Source organism: Lysinibacillus sp. NPDC056220 (assembly GCF_049315265.1).
Taxonomy (GTDB): domain Bacteria; phylum Bacillota; class Bacilli; order Bacillales_A; family Planococcaceae; genus Lysinibacillus; species Lysinibacillus pinottii.
This window is the reverse complement of the sequence record NZ_JBMOXD010000001.1, coordinates 634375-649885: the sequence shown is the minus strand read 5'-3', so window position 1 is coordinate 649885 and position 15511 is coordinate 634375. Positions and strand designations below refer to the sequence as shown.

The 15511-nt window shown below is 36.3% G+C and carries 13 protein-coding genes; 7 read left to right on the top strand and 6 right to left on the bottom strand.

Annotated features, from left to right (window positions below; all coding sequences use genetic code 11):
- Positions 1–35: 35 nt before the first annotated feature.
- Entirely contained in the window at positions 36–3125 is a 3090-nt protein-coding gene (locus ACOZBY_RS03170) for an efflux RND transporter permease subunit (protein WP_197223828.1), read from the bottom strand.
- 99 nt (positions 3126–3224) lie between these two features.
- On the opposite strand from ACOZBY_RS03170, the gene ACOZBY_RS03165 reads away from it, so the two are divergent.
- Positions 3225–4058: a TetR/AcrR family transcriptional regulator gene (locus ACOZBY_RS03165; RefSeq protein ID WP_012293079.1), complete on the top strand. Its 834-nt coding sequence runs from the start codon at positions 3225–3227 to the stop codon at positions 4056–4058.
- Between the two features lie 49 nt (positions 4059–4107).
- Here ACOZBY_RS03165 and ACOZBY_RS03160 read toward each other — a convergent pair whose 3' ends face one another.
- The 3 genes from ACOZBY_RS03160 to ACOZBY_RS03150 form a co-directional block, all read right to left on the bottom strand.
- On the bottom strand, positions 4108–4911 hold the full coding sequence (locus ACOZBY_RS03160) for a serine/threonine protein kinase (RefSeq protein ID WP_422761473.1): 804 nt from the start codon (positions 4909–4911) through the stop codon (positions 4108–4110).
- A 321-nt stretch (positions 4912–5232) separates the two neighbouring features.
- Entirely contained in the window at positions 5233–6903 is a 1671-nt protein-coding gene (gene rnjA, locus ACOZBY_RS03155; RefSeq protein WP_012293081.1) for a ribonuclease J1, read from the bottom strand.
- 5 nt (positions 6904–6908) lie between these two features.
- Positions 6909–7118: a DNA-dependent RNA polymerase subunit epsilon gene (locus tag ACOZBY_RS03150; protein WP_012293082.1), complete on the bottom strand. Its 210-nt coding sequence runs from the start codon at positions 7116–7118 to the stop codon at positions 6909–6911.
- Between the two features lie 433 nt (positions 7119–7551).
- Between ACOZBY_RS03150 and ACOZBY_RS03145 the strand changes: the two genes are divergently transcribed.
- Positions 7552–8322: a Cof-type HAD-IIB family hydrolase gene (locus tag ACOZBY_RS03145; protein ID WP_422761470.1), complete on the top strand. Its 771-nt coding sequence runs from the start codon at positions 7552–7554 to the stop codon at positions 8320–8322.
- A gap of 52 nt (positions 8323–8374) precedes the next feature.
- Here ACOZBY_RS03145 and ACOZBY_RS03140 read toward each other — a convergent pair whose 3' ends face one another.
- Entirely contained in the window at positions 8375–9142 is a 768-nt protein-coding gene (locus tag ACOZBY_RS03140; RefSeq protein WP_012293086.1) for a DeoR/GlpR family DNA-binding transcription regulator, read from the bottom strand.
- 151 nt (positions 9143–9293) lie between these two features.
- Between ACOZBY_RS03140 and ACOZBY_RS03135 the strand changes: the two genes are divergently transcribed.
- From ACOZBY_RS03135 to phnX, 5 genes are read left to right on the top strand one after another with little or no spacing between them, the layout of a single operon-like run.
- Positions 9294–10046 carry an ABC transporter ATP-binding protein gene (locus ACOZBY_RS03135; RefSeq protein ID WP_036167325.1) on the top strand — a complete coding sequence of 251 codons (753 nt, stop codon included), beginning with the start codon at positions 9294–9296 and terminating at the stop codon, positions 10044–10046.
- Positions 10039–11670 (top strand): ABC transporter permease subunit, encoded by a 1632-nt coding sequence (locus ACOZBY_RS03130; protein WP_325881150.1) that lies wholly within the window; start codon positions 10039–10041, stop codon positions 11668–11670. The genes ACOZBY_RS03135 and ACOZBY_RS03130 overlap by 8 nt, the downstream gene beginning before the upstream one ends.
- Complete coding sequence (locus ACOZBY_RS03125) at positions 11667–12653, top strand: extracellular solute-binding protein (RefSeq protein ID WP_422761469.1); 987 nt, start codon at positions 11667–11669, stop codon at positions 12651–12653. Before ACOZBY_RS03130 ends, ACOZBY_RS03125 begins: the two co-directional genes overlap by 4 nt.
- A 13-nt stretch (positions 12654–12666) precedes the next feature.
- Complete coding sequence (gene phnW, locus ACOZBY_RS03120) at positions 12667–13767, top strand: 2-aminoethylphosphonate--pyruvate transaminase (protein WP_031418866.1); 1101 nt, start codon at positions 12667–12669, stop codon at positions 13765–13767.
- Positions 13757–14566, top strand: a complete 810-nt coding sequence (gene phnX, locus ACOZBY_RS03115; RefSeq protein WP_012293091.1) for a phosphonoacetaldehyde hydrolase — start codon at positions 13757–13759, stop codon at positions 14564–14566. Before phnW ends, phnX begins: the two co-directional genes overlap by 11 nt.
- Before the next feature lie 58 nt (positions 14567–14624).
- Here phnX and def read toward each other — a convergent pair whose 3' ends face one another.
- Positions 14625–15182, bottom strand: coding sequence for a peptide deformylase (gene def, locus ACOZBY_RS03110; protein ID WP_012293092.1), 558 nt, complete (start codon positions 15180–15182; stop codon positions 14625–14627).
- Positions 15183–15511 lie beyond the last annotated feature (329 nt).

Here is a 15511-nt window from a genome sequence, read left to right as displayed (position 1 = left end):
TCAAGCGATTGAACCGCATGAGTAGCTGTTTTTTATTAATTTTCTTCGATATCTTTACGATTTTTCTTTAACATTTTTGAAAGCATTTCATACACAATTGGTACAACCACTAATGTTAATAGAGTGGATGATAATAAACCACCAATTACAGTAATGGCTAAGTCTTTTGATATTAATCCACTACCACCAGAACCAAGTGCCATAGGAACCATCGCACCGATTGTTGCAATAGCTGTCATCAATATTGGGCGTAAACGTGTAGCACCAGCTTCTAGAATGGCTTCACGCATGACTAAACCAGCATGTTCCATATGAATAATACGGTCAACTAATACGATGGCGTTCGTCACAACGATACCGATTAACATCAGTAGACCCATCATAACAGAAACAGAAATCGTTTGACCTGTTACGAATAAACCAACAAATGCACCGATTACGGCGAATGGAAGCGAGAAGAGAATAGCGAATGGAGCTAAACCTTCACCGAACGTAACAACTAAAATGAAGTATACAATCGCTATTGCCGCTAGCATAGCAACACCCAGCTTCGTGAATGTTTCTTGCATATCTGCAGCAACTCCAGCAACACCTGTTGTTACACCCTTTGGTAAATCTAATTTGTCAATTTTCTTATCGGCAGCAGAAGTTGCTTTTGAAATATCATCGCCGATAATCGTACCAGATACTGTTGCGAAGTATTCACCTTTTGAACGAGATAGTGAGTTAAGAGTCGTGCCTTCTTCAACATCTACTAGCTCACCAATAGTCATCGTTGTGCCTAATGCTGTTTTAACTTCAGTTGCTAAAACATCCTCAAGTGAAGTCGCAGCTGCTTTGGCATCACGTTGAACAATGACATCAATATCTTTTCCATCATTTTTCACGGTTGTTAAAACTTCTTGTGATGTATTTGCATTTAAAGCCATCACGATTTGAGCAGTTGTTAAACCATATTGAAGGACATTCTTCTGTTCTACTTTAAGTACATTTTCAACATATGGATCTTCGTTATCTGATTTAATATCTTCTAGGCCATCCACATCTTTTAAAGCACCTTCTACTTGATTTACAGCATCTCGTAGCTTATCTAAATCATCACTATATAGTGTGTAGCTTACTTCGTTTGAAGACATAGACATTGAAGAGAAGTTCTGAGATTTCCATTCTCCTGATTGACCTATATTAAATACATAGTCTTCTACTTCTTCACGAGCTTTAGGGAAGTCTTTCATATCTGGATCAAAGATTAGGTACATTAAAGCTCCCCCAGCGCCTCCGCCCATCATCATTGCTGATGGATCGACATTGTTCGCATCTGTAATGGAAACTTGTAAAATATCAACGTCTTTGCGCTTCATTAATTCTTTTTCTACTTTTTCAACATTTGCTGCAGTTTCATCTGCAAGCTCTCCAGTTGAAGGAGTATATGTGAGGTACATAACTTTTTCTTCCTGTGATCCCATAAAGCTAAACCCAATTAAAGGAGTTAACGCTAGTGAACCTACAAGTAAGAAAATCGCAATTAGAGACGTAATAATTTTATGATTTAACGCTTTTTCTAAAACACCTTTGTACCATGTTGCTAGTCTACCAACTTCTTTATGCTGGCTTTCTTTTTTCTCACCGTATAGTTTTTTACGGAATAGGAAATGGGATAATGCAGGTACAATGGTAATGGCTACTAATAATGATGCACCTAATGCAAACGTCATTGTTAGTGCGAATGGCATGAATAGTTCGCCAACCATACCACCTACAAAAATAAGTGGAGCAAATACAGCCACTGTAACTAATGTTGACGAAAGAATCGGTTTAAACATTTCAATGGTTGCTTCACGAATTAAAGCTCGACCTGTTAATTTTTCTTGTTTTAAATGGATACGTCGATAAATGTTTTCAACAACTACAATCGAGTCATCGATAACACGTCCAATGGCAACGGTAATCGCCCCAAGGGTCATAATGTTTAATGTAATATCCATCCAGTTTAGTAGTAGTAATGCCATGAAAACTGAAACTGGGATCGAAACAATCGAAATAATGGTTGATTTGAAATCACGTAAGAATAACAAGATGATTAATACAGCAATTGCACCACCAAATACGGCCTTTTCAATCATGGTAAAGACAGAATCTTCAATTGGGGCACCTTGGTCAAGAGAGATATCTACGTTTAGGCCATCTAAACGTTTTTCTTCATCTTTCATAAGGTCTTTAACGGCATTGACAACAGTTACAGTGTTAGCATCTTGACCCTTAACGATTTGAATGGCAATAGCATCTTGACCGTTTGTACGGGACACAGATTGTACTTTACCTTCTACTTCAATCTTTGCAATATCACCCAGACGAACGAATGGTGAAGGATTTGTTGCTGAAGGTGTGACTGGAATTAATAAATCTTTTAGTTCATCTACGGACTTTACTTTACCGTCTACAGAAACTGCTTGTTCTCCAACAGTAAATTGATATAAACCAAGTGATAGTGACATATCGCTTGCTTGAATCATTTGCTTGACTGATTCCTCTGTTAACCCTAATGCAGCCATTTTTTCTTCATCATATTTAAAGGATACTTGTTCAATATGCTGACCTGTAATGGTTGCAGAGGCAACACCATCAATTTTTTCAATCTTAGGAAGTAAAACATCTTCTACTGTAGAAGTAAGATCGACAATATCTTCCTCAGAACTACTAACGGATAAAGCTACTACTGGCATCATGTTCATACTGATAGCCATAATAGTTGGCTCTTGAGCACCTTCAGGCAATTTTAGATTATCTAAAGCTGCTTCTAACTGACGCTTTTTTTCATCCATATCAATGCCATAGTCGTATTCAACCTGCACTTGTGCTACGTTGGAAGAGGATGTTGAGTAAACTGCCTTCACATCTTCTAAGCTTTCTATGGATTTTTCGAATGGGATGGAAAGCTCATTCATGACTTGTTCAGGCGTTGCACCTGGATATACGCCCATGACAATTAAGTATGGGATCGAGATATCAGGTATAGATTCCATTTTCATTCTTGTGCCGGAATAAATACCAGAGACAGTGATGATAATTGTTAATAACCACACTGCCAATTTGTTTTTCAATACGAAATTAACTAAACCTTTCACCTTCACACCTACCCTTTATTGACTAACTAAATTCAATTATTTATACTAATGACTAATCGGTCATTTGTCAACGAAATGCATTAGGAGAGAGTTAAAAATATGTTAAAAAAGCAATTAATTATGGAGAAAGCATTAGAGCTGTTTTCTGAACAGGGTTTTGAAGCTACATCAGTACAGCAAATAACAGAACGTTGTGGGATTTCTAAGGGTGCGTTTTACTTATCCTTCAAAACAAAAGACGAGCTTGTTATCTCTATGGTTGACTACTACTTACAACAATTTATTACAGATGTTGACCGAGTAGTCAGAGGGACGTATAACAAAGAAACGATTTTGGTTGAATTTTATAAAAGTATCTTTCAGGCATTCAAAAATCACTCTGCATCTGCTAGAGTATTTTTTAATGAGAAGGTCTTTCTAACAAAAAAAGAGCTATTTCATAAAATAACAGCGTATGAAGCAGAGATGTCTAAATCTATCATTTATATGCTGGAGCAACTTTATCAGGATAAGCTACAAGAAACAAAATACGATGTCATGTATTGTATTAAAGGTTTTATGAAGAGCTATGCGGAACTTTTTATCTTTTCAGATATGCCTCTCGATTTAGAACAACTTGCGAAATCTTTAGCAGAAAAAACAGATATTATTGCACGACATACAACGATACCTTTTATTACGAAGGAGCTTGTTACTTTTATAGCGAAGCCTTGCGAACAGGATATTTCAAAGGAAATGTTACTGCAGTTAATTGAACAAAATATTGATAATACTGAGGATTCTATTGAAAAAGAATCATTGGAACTGCTAAAACTCGAAATAGAAAAGCCAACATACAGTAAAGCCATCGTAAAGGGGCTAATAGAAAATCTACGACTTAGCCCTGCGTATCATTGGATTGCTTATGTATGTGCAAAATACTTAAATATTTAAATTATAGGATAGAATTGCTCACTTTAGATCGGTGAACAATTCTATTTTTTTATTTTTCTTTCAAATGCATGGAAATATTTATTAAATGTGGCAGAGCTCGGTAAGCCTCTAATGCACTACTAAAAGGGTCTTGAATCCATAATAATCGTTCGAGAAAATCCTTCACTTCTATCGGTAAATTCAATTCTTGTTGCCACGTGTCCTCTTTCTTTTTACGTGGCTTAAAGTCTGAATAAAGTAAGAACAATAGAAAATGGCCCACGAAATATAGATCGCTAATATGATTTTCAGCTCGCTTCGGGTTTTGTATAGAAGAAAGTTCCACTGCCTTTTGTAATGTCGTTGCGAGACCAAAATCTATAATGTGTAATTGTTGATCAACCAATAAGATATTAGGTATACGTAAATCTCGATGGACAATTCCGTGATTGTGTAGCAGGATAATTTGTTCTAAAAGCTGTTTGGTTATTTCAAGTGACTGAGCGACAGTAAATTTAACACCTTCTTGAAAAATAAGCTGTTCAAAGGTTTGGCCGTTTATATAGTCCATCATAAAATAAGGCATATCTTGGATAGTTCCAGTCGAATGGATTTTAGGTATATTCGGCAATGATAATTGCTGTAGAATTTGAATTTCCTGCCTGAATTTATGTATGGTCTTTTGGTGATGACGATGCTTGGGACGCAGGCATTTTAAGACGAACAGACCTGTTGATGAGCAATTTTCAATTAAGTACGCACGACCATATGAGCCAAAGCCAAGAAATTTTTTAAACGTGAAATCTGGATGCTCAGCTATGAAAAGCTCTACAGCATAATCAAAGTTTTTTTCTGAAAGTCGTTTCCACCACATTAGCTACTGAAAAAACTCAAAGAGCTGAAAAAACTACGTGAGCTTTTACGAGAACTACGTTTATAATGCTTATGGCCATAATAATTATGGCGTTTGGAATATCTGCGACGACTGCTTGATGAAGAATAATGACGTTTGGATTTACCATTGAGTAGGGATTGAAGAAGTTTATTTAGCATAAAACGCTCCTTTTGGATGTTGTTATTACTATATACGCAAAAATAAAAAGGGAGGTTTCAAAAAAAGAAAAAAATTAAGTAAATTTACAATTAGCAAAAAGAAAGAAGCTATGTACATATTACATAGCTTCTTTCCATGAGGCTAAACCTCCATAATAATCGGTAGAATCATTGGACGACGTTTTGTTTTTTCAAATAGGTAAGGACCTAAAACGTCTGTAATTTCGTTTTTAAGCTCTGTCCATTGAGGAGGGGTTTTGCTTTGAATGGTTTCATTCAGATGACGATTAAGCATTTTTTGAGCTTCATTGATCATCGTACCTGACTCGCGCATGTAGACAAAGCCACGGGAAATGATATCAGGACCTGAAACAATTTTTTGATTTTCCATATCTACGCTTACGACTACGATAACTAGGCCTTCTTCAGAAAGAATGCGACGATCGCGCAACACAATATTACCGATATCTCCAATACCATTACCATCGATATAAACATCACCAGAAGGGATACGACCAGCCACATGTGCCTCATTGGCACTTAGTGCTAACACATCGCCATTTTCCATAACAAATGTATTTTCAAGTGGTACATCGCAATCTTCTGCTAAGTGTGTATGCATTTTTAACATACGGTATTCGCCATGGATAGGCATAAAAAACTTAGGTTTCATTAAACGTAGCATCAATTTTTGTTCTTCTTGTGAGCCGTGACCAGAAGTATGGATATTGTTTAATGCACCATGAATAACTTCTGCACCCGCACGGAACAATAAATTGATGATTTTATTAACACTCACAGTATTACCAGGAACCGGTGAAGAAGAGAAAATAACTGTATCACCAGGTTGTATTTGGATTTGACGATGAGTACCATTGGCAATACGTGATAATGCAGCCATTGGTTCACCCTGTGAGCCTGTACATAAAATCATTACTTCATTTGCTGGAAGTCGATTAATGCTTTGAGCATCAATAAATGTATCTTTTGGAGCGTTGATATAACCAAGCTCGCGCCCAATTGTAATCGCATTATCCATAGAGCGACCAAAGACAGCAATTTTTCTTCCGTATTTGATAGCAGCGTCTGTTGCTTGTTGTAAACGGTGAATATTTGACGCAAATGTAGCAAAAATAATTCGGCTATCCACTTTACGGAAAATTTCATCGATACTTTTGCCAACTGTACGCTCTGACATTGTAAAATTAGGCTTTTCAGCGTTTGTACTATCTGATAGTAAGCAAAGTACGCCATCTCGTCCTATTTCGGCCATCTTTGTTAGGTTGGCTGGTTCGCCAACAGGTGTAAAGTCGAATTTAAAGTCACCTGTATGAACGATATTACCAGGTGGTGTTTTAACAACAATTCCATAAGCATCAGGGATACTATGAGTTGTTCTAAAGAAGCTAACAGATGTTTTTCTAAATTTAATAACATCTTCTTCTTTAATTTCGATGAGTTTAGTTGTACGTAGCAAGCCATGTTCTTCTAATTTATTACGTAATAAGCCAAGTGCGAGCTTACCACCATAGACTGGAACATTCACTTGACGTAAAAGATAAGGAATACCGCCAATATGATCCTCATGTCCATGTGTAATAAATAGTCCTTTGATTTTATCGACGTTACGTACTAAATACGTATAGTCTGGAATAACATAGTCAATGCCGAGTAAGTCATCTTCTGGAAATTTAATGCCAGCGTCAATTAAAATAATTTCATCTTGAAATTGAACGCCATAAGTATTTTTGCCGATTTCGCCCAGTCCGCCGAGCGCGAAAACAGCTGCTTGGTCATTTTTAACAAACTTCATGTTTGTTAAATTTCCTCCAAGACGAAGTTCGGGCTTGCTTGTTCGTACTCCAAATAGTTACCTTCAAGCAGCTGGACGAACTCGATATTGTAGTTACGGTCTTTTAACTTTTGACGTACTTCTCGTTCTGAAGCAGCTTCAAGATATAGACTTTTAGTATTTTCGCGAACTGGAATCTCATTTGCATTTTCTTGATAATAAACTTTGTAAATCATAGTTTGCTCTCCTTTAATTGCGTACAATTTTATTGCACCTTTGACTACTACCACACACGTGCTACAAGAAAACAACGAATTTCTTATAAGAAGAAATGTACGTTTGTAGTCCTTGTATCTCAATACTTCGGTTGTGCACTATGTTATAAAATGAATAGGAAGTAGTGAGACAGTGGTTGCGTATAGCCAAATAAATGCATTTCCTTTATATTATCACGCAGTTCCTCTAAAATAAAGAAAAGCCCTTCAAATAATGAAGGGCAAATGTTAGGCAATTGATTTTTTTCCGAGTACGCCGCGAAGTTGCTTCAACAATTTCCGTTTTAGTTTCTTCAGCATGGCACATCACTCCTTAGGATCATTATAATCAAAATTATTGTCTGTGTAAAGTCATTCACCTTGATGGGTACTATTTATAGAAAGGGATTATAAAATGAATAAAATTTTGTTTTTTGATGTTGATGGCACTCTCTATAACAGCGAAAAAAAATTACCTGAATCTGCAAAAAATGCTCTTTTGGAAGCACGCTGCAATGGCTATGAATTGGCGATTGCTACAGGTCGTGCACCTTTTATGATTGAATCATTATTAGAAGAACTTGATATTAATACGTATGTTACTTTCAATGGACAGTATGTTGTTTATAAGGGTGAGGTTGTCTATACGAACGGAATTGAAAAAGATGAATTAGCTAAAATTATTGCTTTTGGTGAAGCTCGCAATGAACCGGTAGTGTTTTTAGATGACAAACGTATGATTGCGTCTGTCAGTGACCATATGATGGTAGCAGAAAGCTTGGATACACTTAAATACCCGTATCCAGAATTAGATTCATCCTATTATATGCAGAATGATGTATATCAAACACTTATATTTATGGAAGAAAAAGATGAACCTTTATATTGTGAAATGTTTCCGAATGTCCAATTTGTCCGTTGGCATCAGTATTCTTGTGATATTTTGCCAAAGGGCGGTTCGAAGGCGGTAGGGATTGAAAAAGTATTGGATAAAATGGGCATCACATTAAAGGATGCCATTGCTTTTGGAGATGGTATTAATGATATAGAAATGCTTCAAGCGGTTGGGACCGGTGTTGCAATGGGAAATGGTCATGAACGAGTGAAGGCTATTGCACATCATATTGCCGATCATGTAGATGCAGATGGTCTCGCTAAAATAATGCGCAAGCTTGCTATCATATAATAAAGAAACAACTAGTTGACAATCGTAGCAACTAGTTGTTTTTTTGGTTAAATTACTGGTGTTCTTCAGAAATGTTCACTAGTTTTATTTCAACCCCTTTATCGGAAAAATGTTGAATCGTTTTTTTAGACAGTGTGTCGTCTGTAATAATGACATCTACTTCTTCAAGAGGACATACTTGAATAGCTACATCCTTGTTAAATTTTGAAGAATCAGTAGCGACATAGACGGTTTGAGAAATCGAAATAATTTTTTTTCTCGTAATAGCTTCTTCTAGATTAAAGTCGGAAATCCCCTTTTCAAGAGATACCCCACTAGCGCAAATAAAAGCCCTATTAATATTTAGATGTTCGAAGTGGAAGAGAAATTCATTCGATGTAACGGATTTTTCAGAGTGACGCACTTTTCCACCGAGCAGTATAACTTCAATATTAGAGCCGATTAGATCGAAAGCTACAGGTAATGAGTTTGTCACGACTGTTAATTTTTCCTTGTCCAATAAAAATGGTGTCATTTGATATGTAGTTGTTCCACTATCGATAAAAATACATTCTCCATCTTGAACAAGAGAAGCACTTGCTTTGGCGATGGCAATTTTTTCTGTTAACTGTTCATGTAGTCGTTGATCAATTAGTCCCTCTACAGGTTCAATATATTTAATACCTCCATAAAACTTCTCAATTTTCTTGTCTTGCACTAGCTGTTGAATATCGCGACGAATTGTTTCCATTGAGACATTAAATTCTTTCGTGAGTGTTACCAATTTCACAACCTTATGCTGTCTTACAAATTGTAATATTTGTTGTTGTCTTTCAATCATATACATTTCATCACCTCTAATAGATATTTACTCAAAGTATACATAACTTTGTCAACAATTGGTCAGAATTTACTCAACATTTACACAAAGGCGCATTTTCCTTTACAAATGGCCCCTATACTAAAGCTAAGAACTGAGAGAGGTGACCAATTTGTTAGAACTGAAAAATATCTCAAAAAGCTATAAAAATAAGCAAGTCTTAGTAGATATCAATGTAACCATCGAATCAGGTGAAATCATATCTTTATTAGGGCCGAGTGGCTGCGGTAAAACTACTTTGCTTAATATCATCTTAGGGCTTGCAGAGCAAACGGGTGGTCAGCTGCTCTACAATGGGCAAGATATATCGAAGAAATCCATGCAAGAAAGAGGATTCAATATTGTTTTTCAGGATTTTGCGTTATTCCCTCATTTAAATGCCTACGACAATATTGTATATGGATTGAAAAATAAAAATAAGCAAATGTCCAAAGAAGATGTACAGGAATATATTGATTTTTTAGAACTGACTCCGCATTTGCAAAAAAAGATTCATGAATTATCAGGTGGTCAAAAGCAACGTGTATCTATTGCTAGAACGCTTGTTATGCAACCCAACATACTTTTGTTAGATGAGCCGTTAAGCGCACTTGATGGGGTCATTAAGGAATCTATCAAGGAGCGTATTAAATCAATTGCTCGTGAATTTAATTTGACGACAATTATTGTGACACATGATCCAGAAGAAGCGCTAACTTTATCGGATAAAGTTTTGATCATTAATGAAGGAACAGTCGCTCAATTCGGTACTCCACATGAAATCGTAGCAGCACCGAAAAATTCATTTATTGAGGATTTTATTTTAAAGCAGCTTCATATTAAGCGAAATAATATCTATCAATTGTTTGGAGAAACATATGCTTAAAACGAATAAAATGATGAAATTAATCTTTCTGCCGATTCTATTATTTCTCCTATTTTTTTTAATAGTGCCATTGATTTATATGTTTTGGCACTCTTTAAAAGTAGGAAATGATATTTCCGTTCAACATTATATAGATGCTTTAAAAAATGTAGAAATCCGTGATGCTTTCTTCAATAGCTTTAAAGTTTCTTTTGTGGCATCTGTCATTACAACCATTTTAGCTTTTTTATTGGCCTATGCTGTTCATTTTACAACGATGCATCGCCATACAAAAAAGCTAGTACAAATAGGAATTACGTTGCCTATGCTATTGCCGACTATCACCTATGGCTTCGTGTTGATTTATACATTTGGTAATCAAGGAATTCTAACAAGATTAGCTGGACAACCACTTTTCACGATTTATGGATATAACGGTTTGGTGATAGGTTACATCTTATACACATTGCCAGTCGCTTTTATTCTAATGCAAAACTCTATGCAATATATCGATAAACGATTTTTGCTAGTGTCTATGTTAATGCATGATCGTCCGCTCCGTCGTTTTTATCATACGGTATTACGTCCGATGCTTGGGACGATTGGTGGTGCGTTTATTTTAACATTTATTTTAAGCTTTACAGATTTCGGAATCCCTGCATCAGTAGGTGGTAATTACAGGGTAATTGCCACTGAACTTTATCAAGCTATGCTAGGTTCGATTGTGCATTTTGAGCGTGGGGCAGTTATTTCAGTGTTAATGCTTGCCCCAGCTATATTGGGTGTCCTCATGTTAACCATTTTAGAACGTTTTAATTTTCATTATAAACAGGCGGGGAGAAGTGAACTTGTTAAACATCGTCTTCGTGACACATTGTTTACTGCCTATTCAATTGCCTCTGTTGCAGTCGTATTTATCATTTTTTCAACCATGTTTATCGTTCCATTTACGAAGGGTTATCCCTATGATTTCAGCTTTACATTTGAACATGTGCAAAATGTGTTAGCGGAGAAAGATTTAATAAAGGTGTATGTTAATTCACTTATCGTTGCGGCTTTAACAGCTGTTTTAGGTGTAATGATTACATTTATGTCGGCTCTTCTTAATGCAAGGACGCCATTGAAAGGAAGGAAAAGCTTAGATATTGCCTCAATGATTACTAACACAGTTCCTGGAATGGTGCTTGGTCTATCGTATTTGTTTTTCTTTAATGGAAGTTCATTAAAGGGTACATTTCTTATCATTATCGCATGTAATATTGTGCATTTTTTTACAACTCCTTATTTAATGGCTAAAAATTCATTGCAAAAGATGGACCCAACCTGGGAAGTGACAGCGGAGCTATTAAAGGATTCTTGGTTAAAAACAGTCATACGCATTATCTTGCCAAATATTAAACCGACCATTTATCAAATGTTTAGCTACTATTTTTTAAATGCAATGGTCACGGTCAGTGGCGTTATTTTCCTTGTCAGCACAAAGACTATGCTTGTTTCGACAAGAATAAAAGAGCTTCAGCATTTTGCAAAATATACAGATATTTTCGTACTATCAATATTCATTTTATGTACAAACCTCATTGTGAAATTAGGTTGTGATTATATAACAGCACATCAAGAAAAAGTGGAGGAGATCTCAAAATGAAAAAATCAACAATCATGATGTTAGGGACAGTTAGTGCGGCAGCAATAATATTAACTGCATGTGGAGGGGGGGAAGCAGGTTCGAAAGATGAAATAATTATTTATTCAAATGCAGATGATGAGGCAATTGAAGTAATGGAATCTACATTAGACGAAAAAGGCTATAAAGGAAAATATGTAATTCAATCATTCGGTACTTCAGAGTTGGGTGGAAAAATGATGGCTGAAGGAACAGATATTGAAGCGGATATCGTAACGATGGCTTCTTATTTTATAGAAAGCGCCCAAATCTCGAAATCCATGTTTACAGATATTTCTTCGGATTTAAAACCTCTTGATGGCGGTGTTACATATGCATTGCCGATTTTAGGAAATGTTGGATCTATTTTTATTAATACAGGTGTTTTGCAGCAAAAGGACTTGCCGGTTCCAATAACGATAAAAGATTTGACGGCCCCTGCCTTTAAGGATTTACTCTCATTCCCTAATATTATGGACTCTTCAACCGGTTGGCTATTAGTACAAGCCATTATTAAAGAATATGGTGAGCAAGAGGGACAAAGGATTTTGGCGGATTTAATTAAAAATGCTGGACCTCATATTGAAAGCTCTGGATCAGGACCAATAAAAAAAGTGAAGACAGGAGAAGTAGCAGCTGGATTTGGTTTACGTATTCAAGCTATTGATGCCAAAAAAGAAGGACTACCAATAGAATATATAGACCCAGTGGAAGGGAACTTTACGCTAACAGAATCAGTGGCTGTGGTAGATAAAGAAGGAGATGAAACTTTAGCTAAAGAAATGGCAAAGGTAATTGCAACAGAGGTTCGAAATGGTTTATTAGAGCAATACCCTGTAGCGCTTTATGAAGGAGAGCAGGTAAAGGCAGAGCATGTGCCGGCACACCTTAAAAAGTGGGATACTACCTTAACAGTAGATTTACTAGAAAAACACCAAGCTTTCTTTAAAGAAGCGCAAAAATAAGGGGTTGTAGAAGATGAGCAACTATAAATTATTAACACCAGGACCATTAACAACTACTAAGACAGTCAAACAGGAAATGTTAAAGGATCGCTGTACGTGGGATGACGACTATAAAAATGTGACACAAGTGATACGGAAGCAACTCTTAAATTTAGCGCAAGTCGATGAGCCACATTATACAGCAGTACTAATGCAAGGTAGTGGCAGTTTTGTTGTAGAGTCGGTGCTAACAACTGCTGTGGGTGAAGATGATAAATTGCTAATTATAACGAATGGCGCTTATGGTGAAAGAATTGTAGAAATGGCTAAAGTGTTAAGATTGGCACTAGTTGTTTATAGTGTCCCTTATGATAAACAGCCATCATCGTTAGAAGTTCAAGCGTTACTAGAAAAAGATGCAAGTATTACACATGTGGCGGTTGTACACTGTGAAACAACTACTGGTATTTTAAATCCAATTAAAGAAATAGGAGAAGTTGTTCATTCTTTCAACAAAACATTTATCGTAGATGCTATGAGTAGCTTTGGTGGTGTGCCAATGGATTTATCCGACTTGCATATTGATTTTTGTATTAGTAGTGCCAATAAATGTATTCAAGGTGTTCCTGGGTTTGGGTTCGTCATTGCTAAAACAAATATATTAGAAAAATGCAAAGGACAAGCGCGCAGTGTAGCCTTAGATTTATATAGTCAATGGGAAGTAATGAAAAAGGATGGGAAGTGGCGTTTTACTTCCCCAACACATGTAGTAGCGGCATTTGCTAAGGCGTTAGAAGAGTTAGTGGAAGAAGGAGGAGTTAACGCACGTTACCAACGTTATGCTGATAATAATCTATTACTGCGTTCTCGTTTATCGGTACTAGGGTTCGAGGCATATATTTCTGAAGAGCTACAATCACCGATTATTACAACGTATTTGTTCCCACATAAAGAATTTTCTTTTGAACATTTTTATCAGGAAATGAAAAAGGCAGGCTTTGTCATCTATCCTGGTAAGCTGACAGATGTAGATACATTCCGTATTGGAAATATTGGGGATATATATGAGGAAGATATGCAGGCCTTATGTGAAGTCATTGAAAACTATATGGTGGTGAAAAATAATGAAAATTGAAACAGTTATTTTGGATTGGGCAGGTACAGCAGTTGATTTTGGTTGCTTTGCCCCTGTAAATGTCTTTTTAACGATTTTTGAAGATGCTGGTGTAACAGTAACCCTTGAGGAAGCTCGTAAACCTATGGGCATGCTGAAAATTGATCATATTCGTACGATGCTTGAAATGCCAAGGATTAATGAGGAATGGAAACGAGTTCATCGGCAGCATTTTACGGAGGAAGATGTACATCTTCTATACAATCAATTTGAGTCAAAGCTAATGGAATCTTTGGCGACCTACACAGATCCTATTCAGCATGTAACCGCGACTGTACAGCAATTAAGAGAAGCGGGTATTCGATTTGGTTCTACTACAGGCTACACAGATTTCATGATGGAAGTCGTAACAAAACAGGCTGCTACGAAGGGCTATCAACCAGATTTTTTAGTAACTCCGACACAGGTTAGTGATAAAGGGCGACCCTATCCGTATATGATTTTCAGAAATATGGAGGCATTAGGAGCGAAATCAACCAAGCAAGTAGTAAAGGTCGGCGATACAACATCAGATATAAAAGAGGCGCTGAATGCAGGTGTTTGGGCTGTTGGTGTTATTATTGGAAGTTCGGAAATGGGACTGTCTGAAGAAGAGTTCCTAGCTTTAACTGCTGAAGAACAACAACAAGCCATTGAAAAAACAAAACGTATTTTTGAGATGACTGGTGCACACTATACCATTGAAACGATGAAAGACCTACCTATATTAATTAATACGATAAATGAAGAGCTAGCAAATGAAACGAACGATAGAAATTGAGAACAAAGAAAAAACAAACCTCAGCACAATTGCTGAGGTTTGTTTTGTTGATTTGCTTTTAATCACGTTCATAAGGAATTGAATCTGGAATTTCAGCAAATGGATTTTTCTCATTAATACGGTCATAAAACATGACACCGTTCAAATGATCTAATTCATGCTGAAAGGCGATGGCAGGCAATCCTTTAAGGCGCATTTTCTTCTCTTCCCCATCTATAGTTTTAAATTTTACTGTAATGCGTGCATGGCGTGGGACGTATCCAGGAACATTACGATCAACTGAAAGACAACCTTCTCCAGCAGAAAGGTATGTATTTTCAACTGAATGGCTGACTATTTTGGGGTTTATGGCTACGAAGCTTAATTGTTCACCAGCATCATCTTGCAAATGAAGTGCAAACATACGCTGTAGACTATTTACTTGATTGGCAGCTAAGCCTATGCCGCTGCGTAAATTATATTTTTCTGCCATTTCTGGGTCTTGGCTATTGATTAAGTACTGCAGCATATCCTCGGCGAGCTGCCTTGTTTCATCAGATAAAGGGAATTTAACTTCCTCAGCTTTCGTGCGTAAAGTCGGATGACCTTCGCGGATAATATCATCCATTAAAATCATATAGTAATCTTCCTTTCATCTTTGTAGTGCTCTATTAATTAGTATACATCACGTCTAAAAACAATCACATGAAAAAAGACCTTATTTGAATATACTCAAAAAATTTTTCGAATGCTATTAGATTTTCTAGAATGGGGTATTCTACTATTGGAAAACCTGTTGAAAAACTTAAGAATTACAAGGTGTAAATATGGTGTTCTAATACAGGATTTCGTTATTAGTAATACAGTATAGGACAGAGATAATTAAATGTTATTCTAGAAAAAATCTTTGTTTATAGCCGTAATATATGATTGACCGACAGTATTTTATTCAGTATACTGAGTGTC

What these genes read in the sequence shown, in the direction of transcription:
- ACOZBY_RS03165 (WP_012293079.1), top strand. Translation starts at nt 3,225, where the DNA reads ATGTTAAAAAAGCAATTAATTATGGAGAAAGCATTAGAGCTGTTTTCT.
- ACOZBY_RS03160 (WP_422761473.1), bottom strand. Translation starts at nt 4,911, where the DNA reads ATGTGGTGGAAACGACTTTCAGAAAAAAACTTTGATTATGCTGTAGAG.
- rnjA (WP_012293081.1), bottom strand. Translation starts at nt 6,903, where the DNA reads ATGAAGTTTGTTAAAAATGACCAAGCAGCTGTTTTCGCGCTCGGCGGA.
- ACOZBY_RS03150 (WP_012293082.1), bottom strand. Translation starts at nt 7,118, where the DNA reads ATGATTTACAAAGTTTATTATCAAGAAAATGCAAATGAGATTCCAGTT.
- ACOZBY_RS03145 (WP_422761470.1), top strand. Translation starts at nt 7,552, where the DNA reads ATGAATAAAATTTTGTTTTTTGATGTTGATGGCACTCTCTATAACAGC.
- ACOZBY_RS03140 (WP_012293086.1), bottom strand. Translation starts at nt 9,142, where the DNA reads ATGATTGAAAGACAACAACAAATATTACAATTTGTAAGACAGCATAAG.
- ACOZBY_RS03130 (WP_325881150.1), top strand. Translation starts at nt 10,039, where the DNA reads ATGCTTAAAACGAATAAAATGATGAAATTAATCTTTCTGCCGATTCTA.
- ACOZBY_RS03125 (WP_422761469.1), top strand. Translation starts at nt 11,667, where the DNA reads ATGAAAAAATCAACAATCATGATGTTAGGGACAGTTAGTGCGGCAGCA.
- phnW (WP_031418866.1), top strand. Translation starts at nt 12,667, where the DNA reads ATGAGCAACTATAAATTATTAACACCAGGACCATTAACAACTACTAAG.
- phnX (WP_012293091.1), top strand. Translation starts at nt 13,757, where the DNA reads ATGAAAATTGAAACAGTTATTTTGGATTGGGCAGGTACAGCAGTTGAT.
- def (WP_012293092.1), bottom strand. Translation starts at nt 15,182, where the DNA reads ATGATTTTAATGGATGATATTATCCGCGAAGGTCATCCGACTTTACGC.